Raw genomic sequence first — 26,656 nt, forward strand, 5'->3', positions numbered from 1 at the left:
ATTTCGTTGAAACAAAGATTACAAATGGAATTCTTGAGGGAATTAATAGCAAGGTCCAACTGGCCAAACGACGAGCAAGAGGTTATCGCAATATTAATAATTTTATCAATATGATTTACTTTCTTTGTGGTAAGTTAAAATTCGACTACCCACTAGGATTCACATAGAGCCTTGCTTAATAACCGGCTTAGGGCTTTATTTCTACGTAAATTGAATGCGTAGGGTGCGCAATAGACATCACCAGTTTGCTCAGGATTCATGCGATGCAATGCGCGCATAAAACAGCCGACATAATATAAACTACTTGCTGTTAGGCCAACTTGCTGGCGCACATGTTGATTAATTGTCTGGGTCTGTTCGGAACTCAGTGTATAAGTGTGGAAGTTTAATCGTTCAGGCGCTTTGCTGGTGTCCGCATGGATAATGCTTTGTAACGTGTCTAGTTGGGTAATATGACGTTTGGCTTTAATAAACATGGCTATTTTTTGCCACCATTTATATTTACCTAACTGGGTAATTACTAATGGCTCCAGTTTAGGTAGATCAAACTTAAGTCGCTGTTCTGCATCGTTAGTACAAAGATATTTTAAAATTAAGTCCGCCCCTTTGGCATCACAAAAGGGATGGATCCAGCGCATCAGAAAGGTGTTTTTGCTGGCGCTTTGAATAAGGTGGAATTCTATAGGGGGCACTGTCTCTCGTGCCTGTTTGTGATTAAGGAGCTGGAGTACGGTTTGTTTGTGAAACTCTTCTTCGCTTGCGGTGTCGGTAGCTTGATGTAAATGAAATAAAGGAAATGGCTGCTCGCGCTGGCACCAGAAAAAACGTTTGCCACGTTGCTGTAAGCTGGCAAACGATAGTGGAAAGCGTTGGCTAAATTCATTAATGCGTTGCTCGATTGCTTTAATATCAGGAGCGTTAGTAAGCTCTAAAGCGAAACCACATTGACTGCCCGGCATGTTTTCCTGGCGTATTTCCTCGTCCATTGCCAGGGTAAAGCAATCAGAAGGATTAAGTATCTGGATAATGTCATCTGTGGCTGTGTTCATGCTTTGTGGTGGAGTATCCACTTCTCCAGGGCATTAAATGAATTGACATTATCGGGGTCAATTTCAGAGTCGGGCAGGGTAATATTTTTGAAGAGAAGATATACGTATTAGTTCGCGTATTAGGGGTACGATAGTTCCGGCCTCTAATAAGTCGTCAGCATCTGAAATTTTTTCAGGTTCTGCGACAAAAATAAGTTCGTTAAAAATAAATTCGCGAAGTTCTTGTTTCATATAGTCTATAGGGCACGAGCATTGACTCGCTGCATTGTACTTAAGAGGAAAGGTAGGAGGGGTTGTAGTCACAAAGAAAGTTGTCGCGGCTAAAGCCCCTCCTGCTATCGGCTAATCTTCTAGCTGTTGTAAGCCATCTAGATACCATTTTACTTGCTTGCTGTTTTTTGACTTGATAAAGGTCCACACTTCACGCACTTGTTCAGGTTGTGCGCTGATATTTTCACGCATAAGCGTATCGAATAAGACCACAGCTTCTAATTCATTGCCTATTTCCCGTATTTCGAGTAGTTCGGCTTCAATTTTTAAAACATCGGTATGGTTTTCAGTAGCTGAATCTTTCAATTGCGCTTGGATTTCAGCAAATACTTTATCAGTTGTTAGGCCACGAATTTCAGTCAGGTCTCTTGTATCCCTGGCTGTTTGTAGCATCTTAAAGGCACCTTTTGCACCCTCCAGAAAGTCTTGCTCATCGAAGCCCTGAGGTAATACGATTGCATCTTCGATCAGCTTTTCTTCTACTGTATTATCAGCTGCTTCAAAATTAGATTGTTTGCCTTTGTTAGAAAATATGTCAGTGTCAAAGCCTGCAGCGCTATTAGACGCTGAGCTATTTGAGCGTTGATAATTGCTAGTCAGCGGTTCTGGCTGTGAGTTTTTAGCATAATTATTGCGGTTATATGCGGTGCTTCTTGTGGATCTGGCAGCTTTAGCGGCAAATAATTTAAATAAAAGATAGGCAATACCACCGAATATCAGGATATCCATAAAATTAAAGTTTTCAAAGGCACCACCAAAAAATAGTGAACCTAATAATCCCCCAAGAGCTAAGCCTCCGAGTAAGCCCATTAATCCGCCACGCTTGGACATGGTTTGCCGAGCTGACTGGTTTTTACTATAGGCTTGTTGCTGGCTTGCTGTTCTTTGAGTGGGTTTTGATGCTTTTCGGTTATAGGACTTGCTGTATTTTGACGTACTGCCGAATGAACGAGCACCGCCAAAGCGTTTGGCTTCAGCATCGGAAATGCCTGCAAAGCTTAGGGTTGCAGTAATGATAATTGTTAAAAACAAGCTAGATAGTTTATTCATAATGAGTCATGGGTTTGAATAGGTTACTTTTAATATGAGGTTGAATATTAAAAAAACTAGAGCCGCATTCATCTAAATAGATATATAGTTTTTTTGATGTAGAGCGGACTAAAGTCCGCTCTACGTTCAGCAATAATCGACTTGTGTTTTTCCGGGTGTGCTAACGATCTCACCGATGCTAAAAGCAGTTTCGCCTTGTTCTTTTAGTGTGGCTATCGTTGCTGCTTCATCTTCTGCGGCAATGCAGACAATCATGCCGATACCGCAGTTAAAAGTAGTCAGCATATTAGCCTGTGTGACATTGCCTTGTTCTTGCAACCATTGAAAAATTGCCGGCAGCGTCCAGGAGTTCAGGTCAATGCTGGCGCTTAAACCTTCTGGTAGTACGCGAGGAAGGTTTTCGGTAATTCCTCCGCCAGTAATATGTGCCATAGCATGTACGGGCACTTTATTGATTAGATGTAATAGTGGTTTAACGTATATACGGGTAGGTTCGAGTAAGTGCTCTGCCAGTGGTTTTCCGGCTAGCGTATTAGTTAGTGGGATATTGCTGCGTTCAATAATCTTACGAATTAATGAGTAACCATTCGAGTGTGGTCCCGAGGACGCAATGCCAATCAGTTTATCGCCTGCGGATACTTTGCTGCCATCAATAATCGCTTCTTTTTCTACGATACCGACACAGAAGCCGGCAAGATCGTATTCGCCATCAGCATACATGCCTGGCATTTCAGCAGTTTCACCGCCGACTAATGCTGCTCCCGCAAGCTCACAACCTTTACCAATGCCCTCGATAACTGAAGTAGCGGTATCAACATCTAATTTGCCGGTAGCGAAATAATCTAGAAAAAATAGAGATTCAGCGCCTTGTACGATAATGTCGTTAACGCACATGCCTACTAGATCTATGCCAACTGTGTTGTGCTGATTTAAATCAATAGCGAGTTTTAATTTTGTGCCTACCCCATCAGTACCTGAGACCAGAATAGGCTGTTTATAACGATCCAGTGGTAGTTCGAACATTGAACCAAATCCGCCCAAACCAGACATAACGCCAGCAGTCCGGGTTTTTGCAGCAATGGGTTTAATGCGTTCAACAAGCGTATTGCCTGCTTCTATATCTACGCCTGCATCTTTATAGTTTAAACTCTCTGCTTTATGTTCGCTCACAAGTGTTCTCTTACTGATCAAATTAAATTATAGTTATGCTTATTGTACAAGACAAACAGAGGATATGAAATTGCATACGAGGTTTTTATGGTTTTGTTGCTTATTCATTACGCAATGTGTTGCCGCGGTAGAGGTGGAAGGGCTATTTACTGCGCAGGTTGGTGTGCATAGTCAATCACGTGAAGATAGAAATGTTGCTATACGTGAAGCGTTAGTGATCGTCGTCAGTCGATTGATTAAGGGTAAAAAGTTTGCCCAGCAACCAGCAGTAAAATCAGTGCTGGACAATGCTGCTTCCTATGTGGATCAGTATCAATATCATCAGTGTTTCCATTGAAAGCAACAATAGCTAAGAAACTTAGAGAGTATGCCTTATTTTAGAGGCGGTATGCGATTATCTTGTCCTACTCCCAGATTTTTAATCAATCCTAAAAATTCTTCGCAGGATAAGCACATGGAAAAACAACAAAAAACCTAAAATAAAGCTTGCAATTACGAAAAACATTTTTTTATAATTTTCCGTTTTATAAACCTTATAATCGGAAACTCTCATGTACGAATCCCAGACACTGAATGCCTTTATTTTTGATCACTGCAATAAGAGCATGGACAATGCCGTATCAGCAGAACGTTACCCTTTGTGGAAGCGAGCATGCCCAGGACTAAACGATATTGGCTTTATTCGTCTTGGGATGTTACGTTGCATCAGTTTGGTGGATAGTGGTCGCCATTTTTTACAGGCAGCAGAAGAGGTTCATGAGGAGCAATGCCCTCTTTCAACCTATTTTAAATCACTCAAGTCACCTAGACGAGTGAGAATGCTCGAAGCTGTTGAACAACAAAGCTATGACATTTACAGTGAAACTCTGTCATCGCACGGTATTGATTATCTAAAGTCATTTCCTGAACTGAATGACTATACCGTATTGGCGGCTGATGGGCACTTTATTGATCATGCCTGTCATACAGAAAAAGGAAAGAATGGAAAAGTCTACGCAGCAGGGTTTATCTACACTTTAAATCTCAGAAATGGTTTGCTCAGACCTTTTTCGCTTATTACAAATGGAACCCGGCGGCATCAGGAAATCCCCGTGCTGCGCGACGAACTCAAGAGAGAAAACAGAACAAAAAACAGCACCCAAAAGTGCCTCTACGTCTATGATAAAGCGGTCACTGATTATGCTTTCTGGAATAACCAAATAGAGCATGGGAATTTGATGATTTCAGTTTTAAAGGAGAATTCAGTCGCCACTTTTGTTGAATCAATTCATTTCGATACCAGCCATGAACTTAACACGGGGATTGAAAGTTACAGCACTTATGAAAACAACGGTATCAGGTTTAGCATTGTCAATTATCGCGATCCCGAAACAAAAAAACTTCACCGCTTTATAACGACCTTACCTGGCTCAATCAACCCTGGAACGATTGCCATGCTGTACTTCAAGCGCTGGACGATTGAGAAAGCATTCAATAACAGTAAAAGTAATTTGAAAGAAACAAAAGCATGGTCTTCTGATAATAACTCACTCAAGAACCAGATGCGGCTGACAGCAATGAGCTACAACTTATTACGCACGGTCGAAGAGCTTTCTAAAATACAAGATCCAGAGTTGATTCACCCTTCTGATAAAAAGTACACCGAAGATCTTGAGAAAAGGCAGCAAGCAGCTAAAAAAAGGGGAGGATTTGTGAATCCATTATTTTTTAATGAAAGAATCGCACGTATAAGCTCATATACTATTCGGGCTGTTCAAAACGCAATAATGACAGGAAAGTCGCTGAGTAGCTTTATCAATGCGCTTGTTGCTAAATTAGTTCCGAGGGTGAATCAGATAGGGGAACACTGATGATCAATATGTAAGTATTTCTGATGATAGAAAAAAAGACTTATCATATCGTTTGCTTGTTAGCTTTAATAAGAGCACCTTAATGGATGTATTGAATAGTAGTGGGTTAGCTGTATGGGATGTAAATCGGGCTAAAATTCTACTATGGCTGGTTATTGAGCAAAAAGGTAAGCAGGCTTTTCTGGATATTGATCGGAATGCTAAGGTTGAGAAGGCAATACAGGATGCGGCTATGGCCAAAGGAATTCCGTTATTGTTGCCATTGATGGATCTGGAGGAAAAGCAGGCAATATCAGTTATAGATATATTAGCCGCTAAGCCGGATAAAATTCTAGAGGCTTCATCGCGCTATGATGTTGCAACAATATTATCCGGAAAGCTTGTTAAGAAACGTACTTGTTGGAGTTCAGAGTGGGCTTTGCATTTTAATAATAAAATTGAGCGGTGGACTGTTTCCTGTACAGACTTAAAGACAAATTTAAATAATGCGTTACAAGGAGTCTATGAATATTTGTCTGTTTTTTATGCGCTAAGGAACGAGGATTCAATAATACCCTAATCTGACTTGTCTTTTTGCCCCACAGACGCACTAGAAAAATAGTTGCGTAGCTTGCTATGCGCCTATTTTCCTAATGCACCTGTGAAGCAAAAATCCTGCGTCATACTTTCGGGTATTATTAAATCCTCGCTCCTAAAGGCTGAGTAGGCACAGAATTGAAGATTTGCCAGTGAATATGTGAGTATGTAAATCCTCTTTCTTTTCGGCTACACTCAGGCAAATTTAAGTAGCTATTTTAGTGGTCGGCAGGGTATTTTGATGAAAGATATTCAATCGGACAGGGCGGGATAAGTGAGGGCTTACAAGCGTTATTCAGTGCGCCTACTGGAAAGATAGGTCACTACATTGTTAGTAGGGTTTGCTGCTTGCACCTTGATACCTCTTTGTTATCTGCGATAATAATCAGGATTAACGCTCAATTCTGAGAAAACAATTAAATTTATTTTTTTCCCCATGCAATTTGATTTACTAAATAATGATGGTTATGCGCGCCGTGGGCGTTTGACTTTTGATCGTGGTGTGATTGAAACACCTATTTTTATGCCTGTTGGAACTTATGGAACGGTTAAATCACTGACCCCAGATGAGCTCACAGGTATTGGTGCGCAGATTATATTAGGTAATACTTTTCACTTGATGCTACGCCCTACGACCGAGGTTATTAAGGCGCATGGTGACTTACATGATTTTATGAATTGGCATGGTCCCATCCTTACTGATTCTGGTGGCTTTCAAGTATTTAGTCTGGGTGAGTTACGTAAGATAACGGAAGCAGGTGTTACCTTTAAGTCACCTATTGATGGCCGTAAAATTTTTATGGGACCTGAAGAATCTATGCAGGTACAGCGTGATTTAGGCTCGGATATCGTTATGATTTTTGATGAGTGTACGCCGTACCCAGCAACAGTACAGGAGGCGGCAGATTCGATGCGGCTTTCCCTGCGCTGGGCAGAAAGAAGCAAGAAAGCTCATGGAGATAACGCGTCGGCTTTATTTGGTATTGTGCAGGGTGGGATGTACGAGCATTTGCGGCATGAGTCAATTGCGGGCTTGATTGATATTGGTTTTGATGGTTATGCGATTGGCGGGCTTTCCGTTGGTGAACCGAAAGATGAGATGATGGCAACTCTGGATGTTGTGCACTCTAAGTTGCCAGTTGATAAACCACGCTATTTAATGGGTGTTGGTACGCCTGAAGATTTAATTGAGGCGGTTAGGCGTGGTATCGATATGTTTGATTGCGTGATGCCTACCCGTAATGCTCGCAATGGACATATTTTTACGTCTACGGGAGTGATTAAAATTCGCAATAGCCAATATCAGCTTGATACTAGGCCTCTGGATGAAAGCTGCGCCTGTTACACCTGTCAGAATTATTCACGTTCCTATTTGCGTCATCTGGATAAGTGTCACGAAATTTTGGGGGCACGACTGAATACTATCCATAACTTATATTATTATTTAAAACTAATGCAGGACGTGCGTGAGGCGATAGAGGGTAAGGTGTTTGAAGAATATGTTAAGTCATTTTATGAGCTGCGGGGCAAGGCTGTTCCAGCGACATAAAGCCCGCTCTACAAGTAACGCTTCAGTTTTAATTACAGCCGATAGAAATACGTAATGGTGACTGCGCTAAGTATATGCCATAATAGAGAGCTTTTTTACTAAATAATTGATGATATTGGGGAAAACATGAGCTTTTTTATTTCTGATGCTATTGCAGAAGCTGCTCCAGCAGCAGCGGGACAACCTGGCTGGGAAGGGATGTTATTTCCCCTAGGTATTTTGGTATTTTTCTACTTTTTATTTCTAAGACCTCAGGGCAAACGTACTAAAGAGCATAAGAAAATGCTTGAAGAGATGCAGCCAGGGGCTGAAGTTGTTACTGGAGGCGGCGTTTTAGGCAAGGTTATCAGTCTTGACGAAAACTTTGTGCAAGTTGAGGTGTCTCCAAATGTTGTGTTGCAAGTGCAACGCCATCAAATTGGTAGTTTAATGCCCAAAGGGACTTATAAAGTTCAAATGAAAAAGGGCAAATCTTAAATCGCTCAAGCGATTATAAGTAGGCTTAGAATAAGTGAGTATACCCAGGAATAGGCTGTAGCTAATTACCGGGGTATGCTCATTCTTTATTGGTGCAGATAGCACCAGACATTGATTTATCTTGTTGGACTTATCATGCAAAACCATTTCCCTTTATGGAAAAACCTATTGATCATCACCGTCCTGATCTTGGGGATAGTTTACTCATTACCTAATCTTTTCGGTGATGATCCTTCAGTACAAATATCAGCAGGCAATAGCTTAGAAATATCAGCCGTACAGTTAGAGAATATTGAAAGCACATTAAGTAGTGCCGGGATTACAGCTAAAGCAATAGAATTACAAGGCAGTAAAATTTTAGCTCGCTTTAATAATACTGAAGATCAGATGCGCGCTGCAGATTTATGGCGCAATAGCCTGGGTGGAAAATTTACAGTCGCTTTAAATTTAGCGCCGGCAACACCTGATTGGTTGCGTTCATTAGGTGCTGAGCCTATGTATCTGGGGCTGGACTTGCGGGGCGGGGTGCATTTTCTTTTAGAAGTAGATATGGTGGCCGCATTAAAGCAGGCTGAGGAACGATATAATAACGATATTCGGATGGCGTTACGTACAGCTAAAATTCGTTATAAATCGGTTACTTTTGATAAGGGCGCAGTTAAGGTTGTTTTGCGTAATGACAAGGATAAGCAAGCGGCTATCGCCTTGGTTGATGATGAATTTCGTAAGCTGGATATGAAAGTAGACGAAACTCAGCCAGTGATCTTCTTAAGTATTTCAGAGCAAGAAATTAGAGAAATCAAGAAATTTGCTTTGGCACAAAACATTACTACCTTACGTAATCGAGTTAATGAATTAGGTGTTTCCGAGCCTGTTATTCAACAGCAAGGAGATAGCCGGATTGTTGTGCAGTTACCTGGTGTGCAAGATACAGCGCAAGCTAAAGAAATACTGGGTACCACGGCGACTCTGGAATATCGTAAAGTCGATACCCAGCATGATGTACAAAATGCATTAGATGGACGAGTGCCTGTTGGTTCCAGGCTTTACTATGAGCGTGATACTAACGCACCTGTGCTATTGAAAAGACGCGTAATTATAACCGGGGATCAGATTGTTGATGCTTCTTCAGGTCTGGATCAGAACGGCTCGGCATCGGTTAATATCACCTTAAATGGTATTGGCGCTAAGAAAATGGGTAAATTCACTAAAAACAATATAGGCCAGCCTATGGCGGTAGTCTTTATTGAGCAGAAAAGCACTACAAAAATAGTGAATGGGAAAAAAATACGTCACAAAGAAAAAATTGAAGAAGTGATTAGTATTGCAACCGTTCGTGATGCTTTTAGTAAGCGCTTTCAAACCACAGGCCTGGATAGTCCGCAAGAAGCTCGTAAGTTGTCTTTATTACTTAGAGCGGGTGCGTTAGCCGCACCAGTGGATATAGTTGAAGAACGTACAGTAGGTCCTAGTCTGGGTCAGGACAATATTGATAAAGGAATGTTATCGGTATTGGTTGGTTTTGTTCTCGTACTGGTTTTTATGGCTGTATATTATAAAACCTTTGGCCTTATTGCTAATCTGGCGCTGACCTTTAACCTGGTAGTGATTGTTGCTGTTCTGTCTATGCTGCAAGCAACTTTAACTTTGCCGGGTATTGCCGGAATTGTATTAACTGTCGGTATGGCAGTTGATGCGAATGTGTTAATTTTTGAGCGTATTAAAGAAGAATTGAGAAATAGAAACTCTCCGCAAACGAGTATTTTTCTAGGTTACGAAAAAGCTTTCGCCACAATTTTTGATGCCAATATTACGACATTATTGGTGGCACTGGTTTTGTTCGGTTTTGGTACTGGTCCTATTAAAGGGTTTGCAATTACCCTGGCAATAGGAATTTTAACTTCCATGTTTACTGCTATTTTAGGGTCTCGTATGGTGATTAACTGGATATACGGTGCTCGTCAACGTATTGACAAGCTGTCTATTTAGGAAGGAGAAGTACCATGTTAAAACAAATTGATTTTTTAGGTAAACGTAAACTTGCGGCTATGCTTTCAGGTTTGCTATTAATTATTGCTATTGTTTCTTTGGCGGCACAAAGCTTAAAGCTAGGTATTGATTTCACCGGGGGAACTCTGGTGGAAATTGGCTATAAGCAGTCTGTTGATCTTAAAGTTATGCGTGCTGCATTAGAAACGGCGGGATTTGATGATGCTAGCGTACAGCACTTTGGATCTAGTCAAGAAGTTCTGATTCGCTTACAGCCAAGAGAGGGCTTAAGTAATGCCCAGCTAAGTACCGAGGTTGCAGCTGCCGCGAGTAGCGCAATGGCAGTGAAAGGTGATTTGCGTCGAGTTGAATTTGTTGGACCTCAGGTGGGTGATGAGTTGACTGAAGATGGAGGTCTGGCTCTGTTGTATTCTATGTTTGGTATCTTGATTTATGTTGCCTGGCGCTTTGAGTATAAATTTGCTTTGGGCTCGGTTGCTGCCTTGGCGCACGATGTCATGATTACTCTGGGTTTTTTCTCGATTTTTCAGCTGGAATTTGATTTAACTGTTTTGGCGGCAGTTTTAGCGGTGATTGGTTATTCCCTAAACGACACCATTGTTGTTTATGACCGAATTCGTGAGAACTTTAGGATGTTGCGTAAAGGCTCGCCAGAGCAAGTGATGAATACCTCGTTAAACCAGACATTAAGCCGTACTTTAATGACTTCATTAACCACTTTATTAGTATTAGTTGCGTTGGCATTATTGGGTGGTGAGATTATTCATAATTTTGCGGTTGCATTAATAATCGGTGTGGTAATTGGAACTTATTCATCTATTTTTGTTGCCAGTCCTTTAGTGTTGATTCTGGGTGTCAGTAAAGAAGATTTGATGGAGCCTGAGATTGAAGGTGAAGATGTTGATATGATGCCTTAAGGTTCAATCAACGTAGGCGCGGCTATAGAGCCTGTGAAAGTATATGCTTTTAGCCTCCCCCCTTGAGAAGGGGGGAATGAGGGGGGCGTATAAAAACATATATCCAACCTCCCCTAACCCCTCCTTAACTAAGGAGGGGGATTTTGTTGAATACTTTCTCAGTCTCTTTCGCCCGCCTTTAGGTGCAAAAAATTACAGATGGTTGCGCTTCTGGAAGTAGCCATCAACTTATTTTATATTTTTATTTATTTTTGGAGTTTAAAAAAATGGCAATAGAACGTACTTTTTCTATCGTAAAACCTGATGCAGTTGCAAAAAATCATATTGGTGAAATTTACAATCGCTTCGAAAGCAATGGTTTACGTATTGTTGCAGCGAAAATGATGCAATTAAGCAAAGAAAAAGCAGAAGGCTTTTATGCTGAGCATAGTGAGCGTCCTTTTTTTAATGACCTAGTTGCTTTTATGACTTCTGGCCCAGTTATGGTTCAGGTTCTGGAAGGTGAAGGAGCGGTATTAAAAAATCGTGACTTAATGGGAGCAACTAACCCTGCTGAAGCAGATGCAGGTACAATCCGTGCGGATTTTGCAACCAGCATTGATGAGAATGCGGTACATGGTTCAGATGCAGTTGAATCAGCGGCTAGAGAAATTGCATATTTCTTCTCTGATGAAGAGCTTTGTGAACGTATCCGTTAAACAGGAAAAAATCAATCTACTCAATTTTGACAGAAAAGGCATGCAAGCCTTTTTTGTTGAAATTGGAGAGAAGCCTTTTCGTGCGACTCAGTTGATAAAGTGGATTTATCAGGAAGGCGAGTATGATTTTGATCTAATGACCAATTTAAGTAAGTCTTTGCGGGCTTATTTAAAAGAGCATTGCTGTATTGTTGCGCCAGATATTATTTTTGAGCAAGTTGCCAGTGATGGTACGCGTAAGTGGGTTGTAGAAATGGGTGGCGGCAATAAAGTCGAAGCTGTTTATATTCCCGAAGCGAAGCGTGCGACCTTATGTGTTTCTTCTCAAGTGGGTTGTGCGCTGGCTTGTACTTTTTGCTCTACTGCACAGCAAGGTTTTAACCGCAATTTAAGTACTGCTGAAATTATTGGCCAGTTAATTGCTGCCAACGAGCGTGTTGGCGAGCAAGGTCGGGTGACTAATGTAGTAATGATGGGCATGGGTGAGCCCCTATTGAATTTTGATAATGTTGTGCCCGCGATGAATTTAATGACTGAAGATTTTGCTTTTGGTCTCTCTAAACGTAGAGTGACTATTAGTACTTCAGGTGTAGTACCAGCAATGCATCGATTGACTGAGGTTTGTGATGTTAGCATGGCGGTTTCATTGCACGCACCTACAGATGCGCTGCGAGATATTTTAGTGCCGATTAATCAGAAATATCCATTAAAGGAGCTGATGGCAGCCTGTAAAAAATACATCGCCACCTCTCCTAGAGGGTTTATTACTTTTGAATACGTCATGTTAGATGGAGTAAATGATTCGCAGGCTGATGCGCGTGCTCTGGTGAAGTTACTAAAGAACGTACCTTCAAAAATGAATTTAATTCCCTTTAATCCGTTCCCTGATACGAAGTATGAATGCTCTTCACCTGAGGTAATTGAACGGTTTAGAGATGTATTATATAAAGCCGGTATTGTAACCACTGTACGCAAGACCCGTGGTGAAGATATTGATGCTGCTTGTGGCCAACTAGTCGGCAAAGTAAAGGATAAAAGTAGACGAGCAGAGAAATTAAAGCGTATGGAGGCGATGCATGAAAATTAAAAAAATCTGGCCATTGTTGATAATGCTGGTTACAGCATGCGCTACAGGTGAAGCTGAGAAAATTGCATACATCCCGCCAGAAAAGGTAGTGCTGGATCGCTCGGCTAAAGATCGAGCGCAAACATTAACTGAACTAGGTTTAGCCTATTATCAATTAGAGAAATATAATTATGCGCTGGAGAATTTGCAGGAATCATTAAAACTGGATGATAAGAATGCGATTACCTATCAGATTATTGCTTTAATTAAGCAGCGTAGTAATGAGCCTGAACAAGCGCAGATCTATTTTGATAAAGCATTAAAACTGGCCCCTAAAGACCTTGATATAGTCACTGCTTATGCTGTTTTCTTATATGAGCAAGAGCGTCATGATGAAGCTTTAATTGAGTTAAACAGGGTTGTGAGTGCGCCGTTTTATCGTAAAAAGTGGGTTGCTTATAGTTACCTTGGTTTATATTTTTTACAAAATGACCAGCAAAAACAGGCTGAAATTAAGTTTTATAAGGCTTTGCAGATTGATGCAAGCTATTCGCTTGCTTTATATGAGACAGCTAAAATTCGTTATGCTCAGGGAGAGTTGATGTCAGCGAGGGCTTATATTGAACGCTACTTTAGCTCGGCTGGGAAAACCCTGAATGGTTTAGAGCTTGCGATTAAAATAGAAACAGCATTGCAGAGCTATGATGTTGTTGAGCAATATCAACTTGAATTAAAGCGTGCCTACCCTTTTTCAGATGCAGCAGAAAAAATAAAAATTAATTAATCCTACTAAGATTTATGGCAAAGAATATTCAGGCAATCCGGGGTATGCATGATGTGCTACCTGAGCAAAGCGCACGTTGGCAATTTGTTGAACAGCACATAAGAGACGTGTTAGGTGTTTACGGGTATAAAGAAATACGCTTGCCTATCGTTGAAAGAACAGAGCTGTTTAAACGCTCGATTGGCGAAGTGACGGATATTGTCGAAAAGGAAATGTATACCTTTGATGATAGAAATGGTGACTCACTAACGTTAAGACCTGAGGGAACAGCTGGTTGTGTCAGAGCTTGTATAGAGCATGGCTTGTTACATAATCAGACTCATAGGCTTTGGTATTTTGGTCAGATGTTTCGTTACGAGCGCCCGCAAAAGGGGCGTTATCGTCAATTTGTCCAGCTAGGTGTTGAAACATACGGCATGGCTGATGCTGATATTGATGCGGAATTAATAATACTGAGTCATCGGCTATGGCAGCGACTGGGAATCAGTGGCAGTGTCGAATTACAGTTGAATTCGCTCGGTACCCTAGAGGAGAGGGCGGGCTATCGTGAGCAGCTGGTAGATTATTTTAGTGCACACTCAGAGCAGCTGGATGAAGACAGTCAGCGTCGCTTGCTTAGTAATCCGCTGCGTATTCTAGATACGAAAAACCCAGAGATGCAGGCTTTGGTTGAAGCAGCACCGAAATTGATGGAATTCTTAGGAGCAGAAAGCAAAGCTCATTTTAAGGGGCTAACAGATAGATTAGATGCGCTTGGCATTAGTTATACGGTAAATAAACGTTTAGTTCGAGGGCTGGATTATTATAGTAAAACCGTATTTGAATGGGTTACCACTGAATTAGGTGCGCAAGGTACTATATGTGCTGGTGGTCGCTATGACAGCCTTATTGAGCAGCTGGGTGGTAAGCCTGGGCATGCCGTTGGTTTTGCCATGGGAATGGAACGTATTCTCGCTTTATTAGAAAACCGACAAGACCTGGGGGATAGTCAGACCGTTGATGCGTATATGATTTTAGTCGGTGAATCTGCACAGCGTGCAGGTATCATCCTGGCAGAGCAAATCAGAGATAGCGTGCCAGGATTAAAATTGCAAATGCATTGTGGCGCTGGTAGTTTTAAAAGTCAGTTTAAGAAAGCAGACAAAAGTGGGGCGCGTTACGCATTAATTCTTGCAGAAGATGAAGTCTCTAATGATACTATTAGCATTAAATTCTTACGTACTGATGAAGAGCAACGTACTGTTTCCAGTGCACAGCTTATTGAATTATTACAAGACTAGAGCATATTACAACGACTATTAAAAGGTAAAAAAGTGGAAATTTACGATACTGAAGAGGAACAGGTTGCAGCATTAAAAGACTGGTGGAAAGCTAATGGCACATCAGTTATTACAGGTATAGTTATGGCTGTTATCATTGTTGGCGGCTGGAATTTTTGGCAAAGTTATCAGCAAGATAAAATGAGCAGTGCTTCGTCATTATATGAGCAATTAATTAAGGCTGGAAAAGCGAATAAGCTTGAATCAGTTGATAAGATTGCCAATAAATTGAATAATGCATATGGTTCAACAGCTTATGCTAGCTATGCATTATTATTTCAGGCAAAAGCGAAAGTTGAGCAACAGGACTTAAATGCAGTTAAAGAGCTATTAGAGAAGGCCCTGGTAACGAGTGATGACGCTGAATTAAAACATGTAGCGCGTACGCGTTTAATAAGAGTGTTATTGGCATTACAGGAATATGAGCCAGGCTTACAGATTATTGCTGATGTTGATCAGTCTTCTCTAGGTGGATTTGAAGCTGTATATGAAGAACTAAAAGGTGATTTGTATGTAGCTATGGAGCGTGTAGGTGAAGCACGAACTGCTTATCAGGCCGCTTTAACAGCCGGCCAAAGCTCTCCATTATTACAATTTAAGTTAGATGATTTAACTAGTGCTGATACTCCAGGAGTTCAGTAAAGTATTCATTGCACACCATGCCATGCAGGCATCTGTAAAACTGGGTGCCTAGGCAGCTTATAAGCAAATACTGATTTTTAAATGCAAAGAATTTTAGCCTTAATATTTATTTTTGGTCTGTCGGGTTGTGCCACTCTTACCAATATGAGTGACGCAGTGGGTGACTTATTCAAAGATTCGGATAACTCAGAGCCTCCTGCGGAGCTAACTGAATATCAGCCAGAAATAAAACTGCAAGTTTTATGGGATGAGTCTGATGGTGTTGGTACTGATGAATTAGCGCTTAATCTAGTGCCGGCAGTTGCTGAAGGCAGGGTTATTATAGCTGATCATGATGGCCTGATTCAGGCAAGAAGCCTGATCGATGGCGAATTATTCTGGGAAGTTGAAACAGATTTGCCTATTTCAGCCGGGCCGGTTATTGATGGTGATTTGCTTTTTGTCGGTACTAGTAAAGCAGATGTCCTGGCACTAAATACCCGTACCGGTGAAGCGGTATGGAAGCACCGGCTATCCAGTGAAGTGATGGCACTGCCTGTTGTGGTTGCTGATAAACTGATCGTTCGTTCTGCTGACGGCTACGATGTCGCACTTAATAGGGCCGACGGTAAAGAAATCTGGTCGATTCAACATAGTATTCCTGCTCTAAGTGTCAGAGGTGAAGGTGCTGCGGTTGTGGTTGGGGACCTGGTGGTTATTGGTTATGCCAATGGTAAGTTGATTGGTATTAATTCCGCTGATGGTGCGCACGTCTGGGAAACGAGTATTGCTATTCCTCGAGGTCGTTCAGAAATAGATCGCCTTACTGACATCAATGGTACGCCAGTTCTAAGTGATGATATTGTTTTTGTCAGTAGCTATAAAAGCGGAGTTAATGCGGTCACGCCTATCGATGGTGAGATTTTGTGGGTTAATGAATCTATCTCTGCCTATCATAGTTTAAGTGCGGACTATAGCTATTTGTATTTAAGTGATGCAAGCAGTGATGTCTGGCAATTAGATCAGCGTAATGGTGCTTCATACTGGAAGCAGACTGATTTACATCAGCGTCGATTATCAGTCCCTGCCATCTATGGAGAATATGTAGTTGTCGGTGATTTTGAAGGCTACCTGCACTGGTTGTCTAAAACAGATGGGCGATTACTAGGACGTATAGAAATCACCGATGAGCCGATTGTAGCTCCACCTGTTGTGGTTGAAGATATGCTTTATGTTTATGCCAGTGACGGAACTTTAGCGGCAGTTAAAGTATTAATGTTTTAGATAATCAGTTTGTTACTTTATTTGTAGTAGTGACCTTTAGGCAGGGTCCATAACAAAAATATCGTGGTTCTAGGCTGTTTCTGCAAAACCACAAATCTCAAGATAAAATCGTAGGCCACTTTGTGTCTATGCATAATCGGACTTGCTATAGTTCGGTGCTTTACTATACGGAATCTGTATGACATTACCGGTTATCGCTCTGGTTGGACGACCTAATGTAGGAAAATCAACTTTATTTAATTACTTAACCCGTACACGGGATGCTTTGGTTGCTGATTACCCCGGGCTAACACGAGATAGAAAATATGGGCGTGTAAAACGGGGAGACCCCCCCTACTTATTGGTCGATACTGGAGGTATCACTGATGATGTGGAGGGTATTGATTCAGTCGCTAAAAGGCAAGTGCAGCTTGCTCTGGAAGAGGCGGATGTCGTCCTGTTTTTAGTCGATGCGCGCGAAGGCCTGAATAGTGCAGATGAAGCTATTTCAGTAATGCTGAGAAAACTGGATAAACCGGTTGTTCTGGTAACTAATAAAATAGATGGCATCAATGCAGAAATAGCTAGTGCTGATTTTTTTCGTTTAGGAATTGGAGACCCTGTTTCCATAGCAGCAACACATGGGCGCGGAGTCAATGAATTATTGCAGCGAGTCAGTGCTGAGTTACCTGAGGAAATAGAGGAGCCCGAGGCTGAAGCGCTGGATCAGGGTGTAGCCATTGCCGTTGTTGGACGGCCTAATGTGGGTAAGTCGACGCTGGTTAATCGCCTGTTGGGTGAAGAACGCGTAGTCGTTTTCGATGAGCCAGGTACGACACGGGATAGTGTCTATATCCCCTTTGAGCGTGATGGAAAAAAATATACTTTGATCGATACCGCTGGCATGCGTCGCCGGGCAAAGGTTACGTTGGTTGTTGAAAAGTTCAGTATTATTAAAGCATTGCAATCGGTAGAAAAAGCGAATGTAGTGATTTATTTAATTGATGCCAGTGAAGGTATCACCGATCAGGATGCGCATTTATTAGGTATGGTGCTGGATGCTGGTCGTGCGCTTATTATTGGATTTAATAAATGGGATGGTCTGGACTTTGATCAGCGAGAACTGATTAAGCGACAGACTGATGTTAAATTACCTTTTTTAGATTTTGCTGAAAAGCACCCAATTTCTGCCTTGCATGGTAGTGGTGTCGGTACTTTATTTGATGTAGTGCATAAGTTGTATGATGCAGCTATGGTGGATATGTCTACCTCGGTATTAACACAAATCTTAAAAGATGCTGTTGCAGGACATCAGCCGTCAATGGTCAATGGGCGGAGAATTAAATTAAAATATGCACACCAGGGCGGGCGAAATCCACCTATTGTTGTTGTGCACGGTAATCAAACAGATTTACTACCGGCGGCTTATGAACGTTATTTAATTAATTATTTTCGTAATAAACTTAGGCTAGAAGGGACACCGATAAGGATTGTTTTTAAATCACCTAAAAATCCGTTTAAAGAAGTGAGAAATAAATTAAGTGACCGTCAGTTACATAAGAAAAAGCGCTTAATGGAGCATCATAAAAAGAAGAAAATTGCTTTGAAACGAAAAAACCGAGATACGTAAACATGCCTCTGTGAGTCATTTAATGACTATTAACAAATAGTTAAGGAGAAGTATGAGCTTAGGGCGGATAGAAAGAATTCATGATGAGTTGTTTCAATTTCTAGAGAATTACATGGGAAAGCATAATGGGTTTAACTTTATGCCAAGACAAACCAATCATTATGGAAGGCTCGATCGTGGCTATTGGTTCCCTGGAAACGATAAGTATCTATTAATTGGTTTTTACAGTGGTCATGACAGTTTCAATAAGACTTCAAACATTTGTTTTCAAGCACATTTGACGGCACAATCAGGCAGGCCCTTGAATACATGCTCTATTCAGCTATCTAACACTCCTAATTCAGAAGCTTATGCATCAAAAAAGCCTGTGATTGAAAATATAATGAAAAAATTGGGTGGGTTTGAAGTAAGCTGTATCAACAAATACGGGCTCGAAAGAAGGTGGAATAGGTATTATTCAACTAATAATTACTTACAATGTATCGAAGAATTTGTTTCTAAAGATAAACCAGTTATTGATTATATTATTGAACAAGCTAACAATCCACATTTGGGTTTTCTCGAAGAGGTTCAAACTAAGCAGAAAATCAGCAGCATTATTAGTCGAAGAGTGTTGTAATGCTAAGTAACTCACCAAATAATCAGATTAAAAGACTAAGCTTGCTTTTGCTAATTTTCTGATAAAACATTGTGTTCGGCATCATAAGAACATCAGGCTATTTAATATGGACTATGTAAAACCAATTTATCTGGTAGAGGTGCCCTATTAAGCAGAACGAGGTTTTTTGTTATGTTACAACTCTTAGCTATCATTATCCTGTGCATTCTGGGGTACTTTTTTTTATGGCCAGTGGTAATATGGGCATTTGCAACAATTTCTGGAGTTCTTTTGTTTTTACTTAGCAAAATTACATGGGTGGTTGCCATTGTTGCATTTGTATTTACACTGCTTAAGATTTTGGGTTAATTAAGTCTTAACTAAGAGTTGTATATGCAAATCAAGCAGTCTGCCAGCCTGACAAATAATGCTTTATATATTTTTAAGTTAGCTACAATTTAAGGCATATATTTAAGCAGCACTATTGAGGTTATCAAGTGAGACCAGAACAAATAAAAAATGCAGTTAGCAAACTGGGGTTATCTGAAAAACTTCTTCTCGTCGAAGATATATGGGATTCGATTGCTGCTAATAATTCAGAAATTCCTATGTCTATGTGGCAAAAGCGAGAGCTAGATAGACGATATGAAGAATATAAACAAGGCAAGCTGAAGCTTCATAATTGGGACGATGTCCACAATGATTTGCGCGAAAAATATAAATGAAACTAAGCTACACGGATAGAGCAAAGGGTGATGTGGAAATTGCCTTTTCATGGTATGAAAGGCAAAGGAGAGGGTTAGGGTTTGAGTTTCTGGATTGTGTGGAAGGTGCAGTAAAATCAATACTGGAGAATCCAGAAATGTATAAAACCTATTACTCCACATATAGAGGGTGCGTAATCAGACGTTTTCCTTTCTCAGTATTTTATACAGTTGAAGATACGGGGATTGTGGTGCACTCAGTTTTTGACAATAGGCAAGATCCTGAAAAGAAGCCATAACCAGTATATGTCATGTATTCAAATATTTTCCAGTCAGCAATAAAACCAGTAAACAGTAAAATAATAAGGAAGGAATATGGCTAAATTAACATTTAAACCCGGTAATGATGAAATTATCATTAACACGAATGGCGAATTACCTGAAGTCGGTTCTCAGGCACCTGATTTTAGTTTGGTGGATGGTCAGCTAAAAGATGTCTCGTTAGCAACTTATACCGGCAAACGAAAAATTCTAAATATTATTCCAAGCCTGGATACGCCAGTTTGCGCTGCTTCGGCAAGAGCTTTTAATGAAAAAGCGGATCATTGCAAAAATACCGTGGTACTAATGGTTTCAGCTGATTTACCTTTTGCTCAGGGACGTTTTTGTGAGGCAGAAGGTTTAAAGGAAGTATTTCCTTTGTCTACTTTTCGTTCCAGCTTTGCTGATGACTATGGTGTGCGTGTGCTAGACAGTATGCTCGCGGGATTAACAGCTCGAGCGGTAGTGATTATTGATGAAAGTGATCGGGTAATCTATACCGAATTAGTCAACGAAATTACTCATGAGCCTGATTATGATGCCGCTCTGGATGCACTAAAAGATTTATAAACTCAGCTGGTTTCTAAAGTATGAAAATATTAGCCGTTGATACGGCAACCGAAGCTTGCTCGGCAGCGCTGTATATTGACGGAGAAATCAAAGAACGTTTTGAGATAGCGCCGCGAGAACACGCCCGGCTGTTATTGCCTATGGTCGATGATTTAATGGCAGAAGCAGAGCTAAAACCGCAACAGCTGGATGCAATCGCTTTTGGTTGTGGTCCAGGATCTTTTACCGGGCTTAGAATTGCAACAGGGGTTATGCAGGGTATCGCTTATGGTGCAGATTTACCTGTAGTGCCGGTGTCGACTTTAGCGGCGATCAGTCAGGCGTGTCTGCAAAAAACAGAGTACGATAACGTGTTTACTGCTGTAGATGCACGCATGGCTGAAATATACTGGGCAGTTTATCAGCGTGATGCACAAGGTTTTGCGCAGCTAATAGGTAAAGAAAAAGTTCAGCCTGCAACGGAAGTAGATGCATTGCAGTTAACCGGCTACGGCATAGGCTCTGGGTGGCAGTGTTACCAGCATGAGTTAAGTACGCGCCTGGGCGAACAACTTATAGCCTATGATGCTGATTATTTGCCTCATTCAGCAGAGATAGCTTTGTTGGGGTCGGTTGCTGTTCAGCGGCAACAAACAGTTCCTGTTGAACAGGCTATGCCCGTGTATTTACGAGATAAAGTGGCAAAAACTACCGCAGAAAGAGACGCGCTTAAAAACTTAAAATCTTAGCTGCGCATCGGAGCTTGTGAAAGTATCTGCTTTTAGCCTCCCCCCTTGAGAAGGGGGGGATTGAGGGGGATCGTATAAAAACATAAGTCATTGATATTGCCTGATTAGTTTTAATATATCAAACCTCCCCTAAGCCCTCCTTAACTAAGGGGATTTTGTTGAATACTTTTACAGTCCCATTGGTACAAAGTAATGTATCCAGTGTTTTGCGGATTAAAATTATAATAAAAGATTATGGCTCAATTTTTTGAAATACATCCCGAAAACCCACAATCACGTTTGATTTATCAAGTAGCAGAGGCTCTTCGTCAAGGTGGGGTTGTCGTTTGTCCAACGGACTCGTCATATGCACTGGTATGTCGTATTGGTGAAAAACAGGCTTTAGACTCCATAAAACGTATTAGACAATTAGACGATAAACATAACTTTTCTTTACTGTGTAAAGACCTGGCCCAATGTTCAAGTTTTGCCAGGCTTAGTAATGATGCGCATCGCCTAATTAAAACGCTGACGCCCGGGCCGTTTACTTTTATTGTCGATGCGACTAAAGAAGTGCCAAGGCGTATGCTGCATGCAAAGCGTAAGACTATCGGTATTCGAATTCCTGATAATAATATTGCCTTGGCAATTGTTGAGGAGCTAGGTGAGCCTTTATTGAGCGCATCTTTAATTCTTCCGGGCGAAGAATATGCATTAAGTGACCCTTATGAGATTAGGGAGCAACTGGAGAATGAGCTAGCTTTAGTTATTGATGCAGGCATTATAAATGGTGAAAATAGTACCATCATATCCTGTGCTGGTGACCAGGTTGAAATTGTACGTCAAGGAATAGGTGTTGCGCCTATGCTGGAGGATTAAGATGGATGAACTAACATTAATACAGAAAATTGTTGTCTGGGTGATTCCGGTAATTTTTGCCATTACTGTACATGAAGTTGCACATGGCTGGGTTGCCAAGCAATATGGCGATAATACTGCCTGGATGCTGGGGCGTTTAACTTTAAATCCAATTAAGCATATAGACCTGGTAGGGACAATTTTAGTGCCGGGTTTAATGCTTGCATTTACAGGTTTTGTTTTTGGCTGGGCCAAGCCGGTACCAGTTAATGTCAGAAACTTACGCAACCCCAAACATGATATGGCTATCGTTGCCTTAGCTGGTCCTGTTGCTAATTTTTTGATGGCCACAGGCTGGGCTTTGTTTGCCAGGTTAGGTGTTTTAATTAATACGAATGAAATCTCAATTCCTATGATTTACATAGGGATAGCAGGAATAATGATTAATCTGATTTTGGGTCTGCTGAATTTGTTACCTATACCGCCTTTAGATGGCAGCCGTATTTTATCTTGGGCTTTGCCTGGGCGCTGGGGGTATTACTACAATCAGTTTGAACAATATGGTTTTTATTTGTTGGTACTATTATTAATGACTAATAGTCTAGGTGTTATTTTAGGCTACCCATTAAATATTGCTAAAAACCTGTTTTTTGCTTTAGCTGGTTTGCAATAGGGTGACTATGGATGCTGTTTTGCATGAACAAACAGCAATTGCCATTGTTGCGGGTGAGCCTTATTTAGAATTGCCTGAAGATTTATATATCCCTCCAGAGGCACTTAAGGTGTTTCTAGATGCTTTTGAAGGGCCTTTAGATTTGTTGCTTTACCTAATTAGAAAGCAGAATCTGGATATTCTCAATATACCAATAGCACTGATTACCAAACAGTATATGAGGTATATTGATGTGATGAGCGATTTTCAGCTGGAACTGGCAGCTGAATATTTGCTGATGGCAGCTTTGCTTGCCGAGATAAAATTACGTATGCTATTGCCTAGGCAAGTGAATCCAGAAGAGGAAGAAGAGGATCCACGAGCAGTTTTAATACGGCGTTTGCAAGAATATGAACGTATTAAAAAAGTGGCTGAAGAGTTAGGGGAAATACCGCGTATGGAGCGGGATATATTTATTGCTACAGTAGATACCTCGACAGTCAATGTACATAAATCTCAGCCTGAAGTGCAATTACAGGATATCGTGTTTGCTTTGCAAAGTGTATTGCGGCGCGTTGATCAATTAAGTCACCATATTATAACTAAAGAACCTTTATCCGTCCGTGAAAGAATGGCCCACATTATGGGAAGACTCGAAGACAAGAGTAGCTTCCTTTTTACACGACTCTTTACCCGGCAAGAAGGAAAAGCCGGGGTTGTTGTCACGTTTCTTGCCATTCTTGAGCTCAGCAAAGGAGAACTTATCGAAATTCTCCAGGCAGAGCCCTTCGGAGAGCTACGAGTCAGAGCTAGATCAGGAAGTACCTCTTGAGGCAATTGAAGATACTGTCTTGACCGAAGCGGAATTAGTTGTAGACTTGCCTCCAGAACCAGAACCAGAACCAGAACCAAAGATAGAGTCAGCACCCAAACCCAAACGAGTCAAACCTGCTGTAAGCAAAGCAAAGCAAAAACAAGCTGAGCAGAAAGAAAAAATAGATGAGCTGGTTGCCAAGGTTGCTTTTTTGCAAGCAGAACTTGATGTGGTCAATGAGCAGTCAAATTCCCAACAAGAATTAAAATCTGTTGCTGAGCCGTTGAGTTCAGAGCAGGAAGTGGTTACGGTTTCTGATCAGTCGAGTTTGCCGCAGGTGTTAGATATTGTCCCAGAGGATCTGAATTCATCACAAGAATTAGATAGCGTTGCTGAGCAGTCAAATTCACAACAAGAGCTAGACCTTAATCCTGAGTCTAAGGGTTATATTCCTCCCACCGTTCCTGTTGATGCTAATGTCAAAATTAAACGTATTATTGAGGCACTATTATTTGCCTCGGAACAGCCGATGACAGTTAAGCAGTTACATACTGTTTTTCCTGAGTTGGAAGCGCCAGAAAAAAAGCTAATTCAGGATGCCGTAGATTCTTTACATTATGATTATAAGGATCAAGGAATAGGGCTGCATAAAGTAGCGAGTGGTTATCGATTTCAGGTGAAAACCGATATGGCCCCTTGGGTGGCACGGTTATTTGCAGAAAAACCGCCGAGATATTCCAGAGCATTATTAGAAACTATAGCGATCATCGCCTATCAGCAGCCTGTTACACGAGGTGATATTGAGGAAATACGTGGCGTGAGTGTTAGTTCCCAAATGATAAGAACTTTATTAGAAAGAGAATGGGTTAAGGTCTTGGCGCACAAAGAAGTCCCAGGTCGGCCCGCTTTATATGGCACAACAAAAGAGTTTCTAGATTATTTTAATTTACCATCTTTAGATGCTATGCCGCCATTAGAAGAGTTGCAGGCATTAGCTTTAGAAGGCGAGTTAGAGATATAGCTATGTGGCCCGATATTTTTATGATATTGCTGTTTACAGCAGGATTCCTTTACTGGCAAAGTGCGCAAAAAGTTAAAGAAATTGCCTTGGCGGCAACTAAGCGGCACTGCCATGAGATGGAGTTGCAAATGCTCGATGGATATATTGCGTTTAATGCGATTTCTTTAAGGCGGGATAATAAAGGCAAAGTTCATATAGCGCGTGGCTATCAGTTTGAGTTTTCTTCAACGGGTGCGGAGCGCTATAACGGCCAGATACAAATGTTAGGTAGGAGAGTAGCATCCATACAGTTAGAGCCTTATCGTATTTAGCCTGTCAGCCATATAAATGAATTAAAACATGATACGTTTAAGCAATATCAAACTACCTCTGGAGCATACTAACTCTGATCTACGCTCGGCTATTACCGCTAAACTAGCAATTAAAGACGCTGAACTGCTGGACTACAGCGTTTATAAACGCAGTTATGATGCGCGACATAAGAGAAATATATTCTTCATCTATAGCCTGGATGTGGATACTAGTAAAAACATGCAGTTATTAGAGCTGTTTGCACATGATACACAAGTGAAAGCCAGGCCTGATGATAGTTATCGCTTTGTTGCTCAGGCTCCCGAATCATTGTCAGAGCGTCCTATTGTTATAGGAATGGGGCCTTGTGGTTTGTTTGCTGGATTGATATTAGCACAGATGGGTTTTAAACCAATTATTCTTGAACGCGGGAAGGCTGTGCGTGAACGGACTGTTGATACTTTTGGCTTATGGCGCAAACGAAAGCTAAATACCGAATCCAATGTGCAATTTGGTGAGGGCGGGGCTGGTACATTTTCTGATGGCAAGCTATATACGCAAATAAAAGACCCACTGCATCAGGGGCGTAAGGTGTTAGAAGAATTTGTTGCGGCAGGAGCGCCGGAAGAAATTTTATATTTGAGTAAACCGCATATCGGGACCTTTAAACTGGTTAGTATGGTCGAGAAAATGCGGCATACTATTGAATCATTAGGTGGAGAAGTTCGTTTTGAGCAGCGTGTTGATGAAGTCATAATAGAAGATCAGCGTGTGCAAGGTGTGCTTCTGGGAAATGGTACAACGCTTGCCAGTCAGCATGTAGTTTTTGCTATTGGACATAGTGCTAGAGATACCTTTCAGATGTTATTTGATAAAGGTGTTTATATTGAGGCGAAACCCTTTTCCATCGGTTTTAGAATAGAGCATCCACAATCATTAATTGATCAGTGTCGTTTTGGTGATTACGCAGGCAATGAATTGCTTGGGGCGGCAGATTATAAACTGGTGCATCATTGTAAAAATGGTCGTTCGGTATATAGCTTCTGTATGTGTCCTGGAGGTACTGTCGTTGCAGCAACTTCAGCAGAGGGGCATATTGTTACTAATGGTATGAGCCAATATTCGCGTAATGAGCGTAATGCTAATAGTGCGATTGTTGTGGGTATAGATCCAGAGCAAGATTATCCAGGTCACCCTCTGGCAGGTCTGGAATTGCAAAATCAATTAGAAAAACATGCTTTTGTCTTAGGTGGAGAGAGCTACGATGCCCCTGCACAATTAGTGGGTGATTTTCTCAATAATAAAGCCAGTCATCAATTAGGTAGTGTTGAGCCTTCTTATAAACCGGGTGTGAAACTAGGTGACTTAAGTCATAGTTTGCCGGATTACGCAATTGCAGCGATACGGGAGGCCATTCCTGAGTTTGATAAAAAACTTCGGGGTTTTGCCATGCATGATGCCATTTTAACCGCCGTGGAAACTCGCACTTCTTCGCCAATCCGTTTAAAGCGAGACAGAGAGTCCTTGCAAAGTATCAATACTCAAGGGCTTTATCCAGCTGGGGAAGGAGCAGGGTATGCTGGTGGGATTTTATCGGCTGCCGTGGATGGAGTTAAAATAGCCGAAGCACTTGCGCTGGATATGCTGAAAAGCCAGAGCCAGGGTGGCTAGTATTTTTCTGACTTATCTTTTTGTTTCTCTTCTGCGTTGTTTAAAAAGCTGCGTAGCCTGCTATGCACCTGTTTTTTCGTCTTGAATGTGAACAAAATATTTGCGCCAAGGTTCCAGGTATTATTAAATCTTGCCTCTAAGGGCTTGAAA

29 protein-coding genes are annotated in these 26,656 nt (G+C 41.3%); 26 read left to right on the plus strand and 3 right to left on the minus strand.

Translation table 11 applies throughout. The features are described 5' to 3' along the window. A partial coding sequence (locus CDZ78_RS05170) for a transposase (protein ID WP_140413891.1) occupies positions 1–167 on the plus strand: 167 nt, incomplete at its 5' end. Here CDZ78_RS05170 and CDZ78_RS05175 read toward each other — a convergent pair. From CDZ78_RS05175 to purM, 3 genes are all read right to left on the minus strand, one after another. After that, on the minus strand, positions 153–1,049 hold the full coding sequence (locus CDZ78_RS05175; protein WP_087869042.1) for a hypothetical protein: 897 nt from the start codon (positions 1,047–1,049) through the stop codon (positions 153–155). The two genes, CDZ78_RS05170 and CDZ78_RS05175, sit on opposite strands and share 15 nt — an antisense overlap. Positions 1,050–1,391: 342 nt before the next feature. Then, entirely contained in the window at positions 1,392–2,369 is a 978-nt protein-coding gene (locus CDZ78_RS05185; RefSeq protein ID WP_087869043.1) for a Tim44 domain-containing protein, read from the minus strand. A gap of 126 nt (positions 2,370–2,495) precedes the next feature. Beyond that, a complete protein-coding gene (gene purM, locus CDZ78_RS05190; RefSeq protein WP_087869044.1) occupies positions 2,496–3,539 on the minus strand; it encodes a phosphoribosylformylglycinamidine cyclo-ligase in 1,044 nt (347 codons plus the stop codon). 64 nt (positions 3,540–3,603) lie between these two features. Between purM and CDZ78_RS05195 the strand changes: the two genes are divergently transcribed. The 25 genes from CDZ78_RS05195 to CDZ78_RS05315 all read left to right on the plus strand — a co-directional run bounded on the left by CDZ78_RS05195 (position 3,604) and on the right by CDZ78_RS05315 (position 26,506). Continuing rightward, on the plus strand, positions 3,604–3,876 hold the full coding sequence (locus CDZ78_RS05195; RefSeq protein ID WP_087869045.1) for a DUF8605 domain-containing protein: 273 nt from the start codon (positions 3,604–3,606) through the stop codon (positions 3,874–3,876). 214 nt (positions 3,877–4,090) lie between these two features. Then, entirely contained in the window at positions 4,091–5,389 is a 1,299-nt protein-coding gene (locus CDZ78_RS05200) for a transposase (protein ID WP_087869046.1), read from the plus strand. Positions 5,390–5,471: 82 nt separating this feature from the next. Beyond that, a complete protein-coding gene (locus tag CDZ78_RS05205) occupies positions 5,472–5,948 on the plus strand; it encodes a DUF2066 domain-containing protein (RefSeq protein WP_148900410.1) in 477 nt (158 codons plus the stop codon). A 453-nt stretch (positions 5,949–6,401) separates the two neighbouring features. Continuing rightward, positions 6,402–7,514, plus strand: a complete 1,113-nt coding sequence (gene tgt / locus CDZ78_RS05210; protein ID WP_087869048.1) for a tRNA guanosine(34) transglycosylase Tgt — start codon at positions 6,402–6,404, stop codon at positions 7,512–7,514. A gap of 126 nt (positions 7,515–7,640) precedes the next feature. Beyond that, complete coding sequence (yajC, locus tag CDZ78_RS05215; RefSeq protein ID WP_087869049.1) at positions 7,641–7,991, plus strand: preprotein translocase subunit YajC; 351 nt, start codon at positions 7,641–7,643, stop codon at positions 7,989–7,991. A 135-nt stretch (positions 7,992–8,126) separates the two neighbouring features. Further along, positions 8,127–9,980, plus strand: a complete 1,854-nt coding sequence (secD, locus tag CDZ78_RS05220; RefSeq protein ID WP_087869050.1) for a protein translocase subunit SecD — start codon at positions 8,127–8,129, stop codon at positions 9,978–9,980. Between the two features lie 14 nt (positions 9,981–9,994). Further along, entirely contained in the window at positions 9,995–10,918 is a 924-nt protein-coding gene (secF, locus tag CDZ78_RS05225) for a protein translocase subunit SecF (RefSeq protein ID WP_087869051.1), read from the plus strand. A 266-nt stretch (positions 10,919–11,184) separates the two neighbouring features. After that, entirely contained in the window at positions 11,185–11,616 is a 432-nt protein-coding gene (gene ndk, locus CDZ78_RS05230) for a nucleoside-diphosphate kinase (RefSeq protein ID WP_087869114.1), read from the plus strand. Then, the gene (rlmN, locus tag CDZ78_RS05235) at positions 11,588–12,703 is read left to right on the plus strand and encodes a dual-specificity RNA methyltransferase RlmN (RefSeq protein WP_087869052.1); all 1,116 of its coding nucleotides are present in this window, start codon (positions 11,588–11,590) and stop codon (positions 12,701–12,703) included. The genes ndk and rlmN overlap by 29 nt, the downstream gene beginning before the upstream one ends. Continuing rightward, on the plus strand, positions 12,693–13,466 hold the full coding sequence (locus CDZ78_RS05240; protein WP_087869053.1) for a tetratricopeptide repeat protein: 774 nt from the start codon (positions 12,693–12,695) through the stop codon (positions 13,464–13,466). The genes rlmN and CDZ78_RS05240 overlap by 11 nt, the downstream gene beginning before the upstream one ends. Before the next feature lie 14 nt (positions 13,467–13,480). Further along, positions 13,481–14,746 (plus strand): histidine--tRNA ligase, encoded by a 1,266-nt coding sequence (hisS, locus tag CDZ78_RS05245; RefSeq protein WP_087869054.1) that lies wholly within the window; start codon positions 13,481–13,483, stop codon positions 14,744–14,746. A 33-nt stretch (positions 14,747–14,779) separates the two neighbouring features. Further along, a complete protein-coding gene (locus CDZ78_RS05250) occupies positions 14,780–15,427 on the plus strand; it encodes a YfgM family protein (RefSeq protein WP_087869055.1) in 648 nt (215 codons plus the stop codon). An 81-nt stretch (positions 15,428–15,508) separates the two neighbouring features. After that, on the plus strand, positions 15,509–16,690 hold the full coding sequence (gene bamB / locus CDZ78_RS05255; protein ID WP_087869056.1) for an outer membrane protein assembly factor BamB: 1,182 nt from the start codon (positions 15,509–15,511) through the stop codon (positions 16,688–16,690). 178 nt (positions 16,691–16,868) lie between these two features. Further along, a complete protein-coding gene (der, locus tag CDZ78_RS05260; RefSeq protein WP_087869057.1) occupies positions 16,869–18,299 on the plus strand; it encodes a ribosome biogenesis GTPase Der in 1,431 nt (476 codons plus the stop codon). 112 nt (positions 18,300–18,411) lie between these two features. Then, entirely contained in the window at positions 18,412–18,918 is a 507-nt protein-coding gene (locus CDZ78_RS05265; protein WP_140413892.1) for a hypothetical protein, read from the plus strand. Between the two features lie 476 nt (positions 18,919–19,394). Then, complete coding sequence (locus tag CDZ78_RS05270) at positions 19,395–19,622, plus strand: addiction module protein (RefSeq protein ID WP_087869059.1); 228 nt, start codon at positions 19,395–19,397, stop codon at positions 19,620–19,622. After that, positions 19,619–19,900, plus strand: a complete 282-nt coding sequence (locus tag CDZ78_RS05275; protein WP_087869060.1) for a type II toxin-antitoxin system RelE/ParE family toxin — start codon at positions 19,619–19,621, stop codon at positions 19,898–19,900. Before CDZ78_RS05270 ends, CDZ78_RS05275 begins: the two co-directional genes overlap by 4 nt. 76 nt (positions 19,901–19,976) lie before the next feature. Next, entirely contained in the window at positions 19,977–20,492 is a 516-nt protein-coding gene (gene tpx, locus CDZ78_RS05280; protein WP_087869061.1) for a thiol peroxidase, read from the plus strand. A 20-nt stretch (positions 20,493–20,512) separates the two neighbouring features. Then, complete coding sequence (gene tsaB / locus CDZ78_RS05285) at positions 20,513–21,220, plus strand: tRNA (adenosine(37)-N6)-threonylcarbamoyltransferase complex dimerization subunit type 1 TsaB (RefSeq protein ID WP_087869062.1); 708 nt, start codon at positions 20,513–20,515, stop codon at positions 21,218–21,220. Between the two features lie 234 nt (positions 21,221–21,454). Next, entirely contained in the window at positions 21,455–22,078 is a 624-nt protein-coding gene (locus tag CDZ78_RS05290; RefSeq protein WP_087869063.1) for an L-threonylcarbamoyladenylate synthase, read from the plus strand. Position 22,079: 1 nt separating this feature from the next. Beyond that, positions 22,080–22,730 carry a site-2 protease family protein gene (locus CDZ78_RS05295; protein WP_087869064.1) on the plus strand — a complete coding sequence of 217 codons (651 nt, stop codon included), beginning with the start codon at positions 22,080–22,082 and terminating at the stop codon, positions 22,728–22,730. Between the two features lie 7 nt (positions 22,731–22,737). Continuing rightward, entirely contained in the window at positions 22,738–23,541 is an 804-nt protein-coding gene (locus CDZ78_RS05300) for a segregation and condensation protein A (RefSeq protein WP_087869065.1), read from the plus strand. A gap of 19 nt (positions 23,542–23,560) precedes the next feature. Continuing rightward, positions 23,561–24,544, plus strand: coding sequence for an SMC-Scp complex subunit ScpB (scpB, locus tag CDZ78_RS22900; RefSeq protein ID WP_244559161.1), 984 nt, complete (start codon positions 23,561–23,563; stop codon positions 24,542–24,544). A gap of 2 nt (positions 24,545–24,546) precedes the next feature. Next, positions 24,547–24,855, plus strand: a complete 309-nt coding sequence (locus tag CDZ78_RS05310; protein ID WP_087869066.1) for a DUF3301 domain-containing protein — start codon at positions 24,547–24,549, stop codon at positions 24,853–24,855. Between the two features lie 28 nt (positions 24,856–24,883). Next, on the plus strand, positions 24,884–26,506 hold the full coding sequence (locus CDZ78_RS05315) for an NAD(P)/FAD-dependent oxidoreductase (RefSeq protein WP_087869067.1): 1,623 nt from the start codon (positions 24,884–24,886) through the stop codon (positions 26,504–26,506). Positions 26,507–26,656: the final 150 nt, after the last annotated feature.

The organism is Bathymodiolus platifrons methanotrophic gill symbiont (genome assembly GCF_002189065.1).
Classification (GTDB): Bacteria; Pseudomonadota; Gammaproteobacteria; order Methylococcales; family Methylomonadaceae; genus Methyloprofundus.

Coding starts and splice junctions, on each gene's coding strand:
- CDZ78_RS05195 (WP_087869045.1), top strand. CDS start 3,604: ATGAAATTGCATACGAGGTTTTTATGGTTTTGTTGCTTATTCATTACG.
- CDZ78_RS05205 (WP_148900410.1), top strand. CDS start 5,472: ATGGATGTATTGAATAGTAGTGGGTTAGCTGTATGGGATGTAAATCGG.
- hisS (WP_087869054.1), top strand. CDS start 13,481: ATGGCAAAGAATATTCAGGCAATCCGGGGTATGCATGATGTGCTACCT.
- CDZ78_RS05310 (WP_087869066.1), top strand. CDS start 24,547: ATGTGGCCCGATATTTTTATGATATTGCTGTTTACAGCAGGATTCCTT.
- CDZ78_RS05315 (WP_087869067.1), top strand. CDS start 24,884: ATGATACGTTTAAGCAATATCAAACTACCTCTGGAGCATACTAACTCT.
- bamB (WP_087869056.1), top strand. CDS start 15,509: ATGCAAAGAATTTTAGCCTTAATATTTATTTTTGGTCTGTCGGGTTGT.
- CDZ78_RS05275 (WP_087869060.1), top strand. CDS start 19,619: ATGAAACTAAGCTACACGGATAGAGCAAAGGGTGATGTGGAAATTGCC.
- ndk (WP_087869114.1), top strand. CDS start 11,185: ATGGCAATAGAACGTACTTTTTCTATCGTAAAACCTGATGCAGTTGCA.
- CDZ78_RS05175 (WP_087869042.1), bottom strand. CDS start 1,049: ATGAACACAGCCACAGATGACATTATCCAGATACTTAATCCTTCTGAT.
- yajC (WP_087869049.1), top strand. CDS start 7,641: ATGAGCTTTTTTATTTCTGATGCTATTGCAGAAGCTGCTCCAGCAGCA.
- secF (WP_087869051.1), top strand. CDS start 9,995: ATGTTAAAACAAATTGATTTTTTAGGTAAACGTAAACTTGCGGCTATG.
- CDZ78_RS05295 (WP_087869064.1), top strand. CDS start 22,080: ATGGATGAACTAACATTAATACAGAAAATTGTTGTCTGGGTGATTCCG.
- tgt (WP_087869048.1), top strand. CDS start 6,402: ATGCAATTTGATTTACTAAATAATGATGGTTATGCGCGCCGTGGGCGT.
- CDZ78_RS05185 (WP_087869043.1), bottom strand. CDS start 2,369: ATGAATAAACTATCTAGCTTGTTTTTAACAATTATCATTACTGCAACC.
- CDZ78_RS05240 (WP_087869053.1), top strand. CDS start 12,693: ATGAAAATTAAAAAAATCTGGCCATTGTTGATAATGCTGGTTACAGCA.
- tsaB (WP_087869062.1), top strand. CDS start 20,513: ATGAAAATATTAGCCGTTGATACGGCAACCGAAGCTTGCTCGGCAGCG.
- CDZ78_RS05300 (WP_087869065.1), top strand. CDS start 22,738: ATGGATGCTGTTTTGCATGAACAAACAGCAATTGCCATTGTTGCGGGT.
- CDZ78_RS05200 (WP_087869046.1), top strand. CDS start 4,091: ATGTACGAATCCCAGACACTGAATGCCTTTATTTTTGATCACTGCAAT.
- der (WP_087869057.1), top strand. CDS start 16,869: ATGACATTACCGGTTATCGCTCTGGTTGGACGACCTAATGTAGGAAAA.
- CDZ78_RS05265 (WP_140413892.1), top strand. CDS start 18,412: ATGGGAAAGCATAATGGGTTTAACTTTATGCCAAGACAAACCAATCAT.
- tpx (WP_087869061.1), top strand. CDS start 19,977: ATGGCTAAATTAACATTTAAACCCGGTAATGATGAAATTATCATTAAC.
- secD (WP_087869050.1), top strand. CDS start 8,127: ATGCAAAACCATTTCCCTTTATGGAAAAACCTATTGATCATCACCGTC.
- rlmN (WP_087869052.1), top strand. CDS start 11,588: ATGAAGAGCTTTGTGAACGTATCCGTTAAACAGGAAAAAATCAATCTA.
- CDZ78_RS05290 (WP_087869063.1), top strand. CDS start 21,455: ATGGCTCAATTTTTTGAAATACATCCCGAAAACCCACAATCACGTTTG.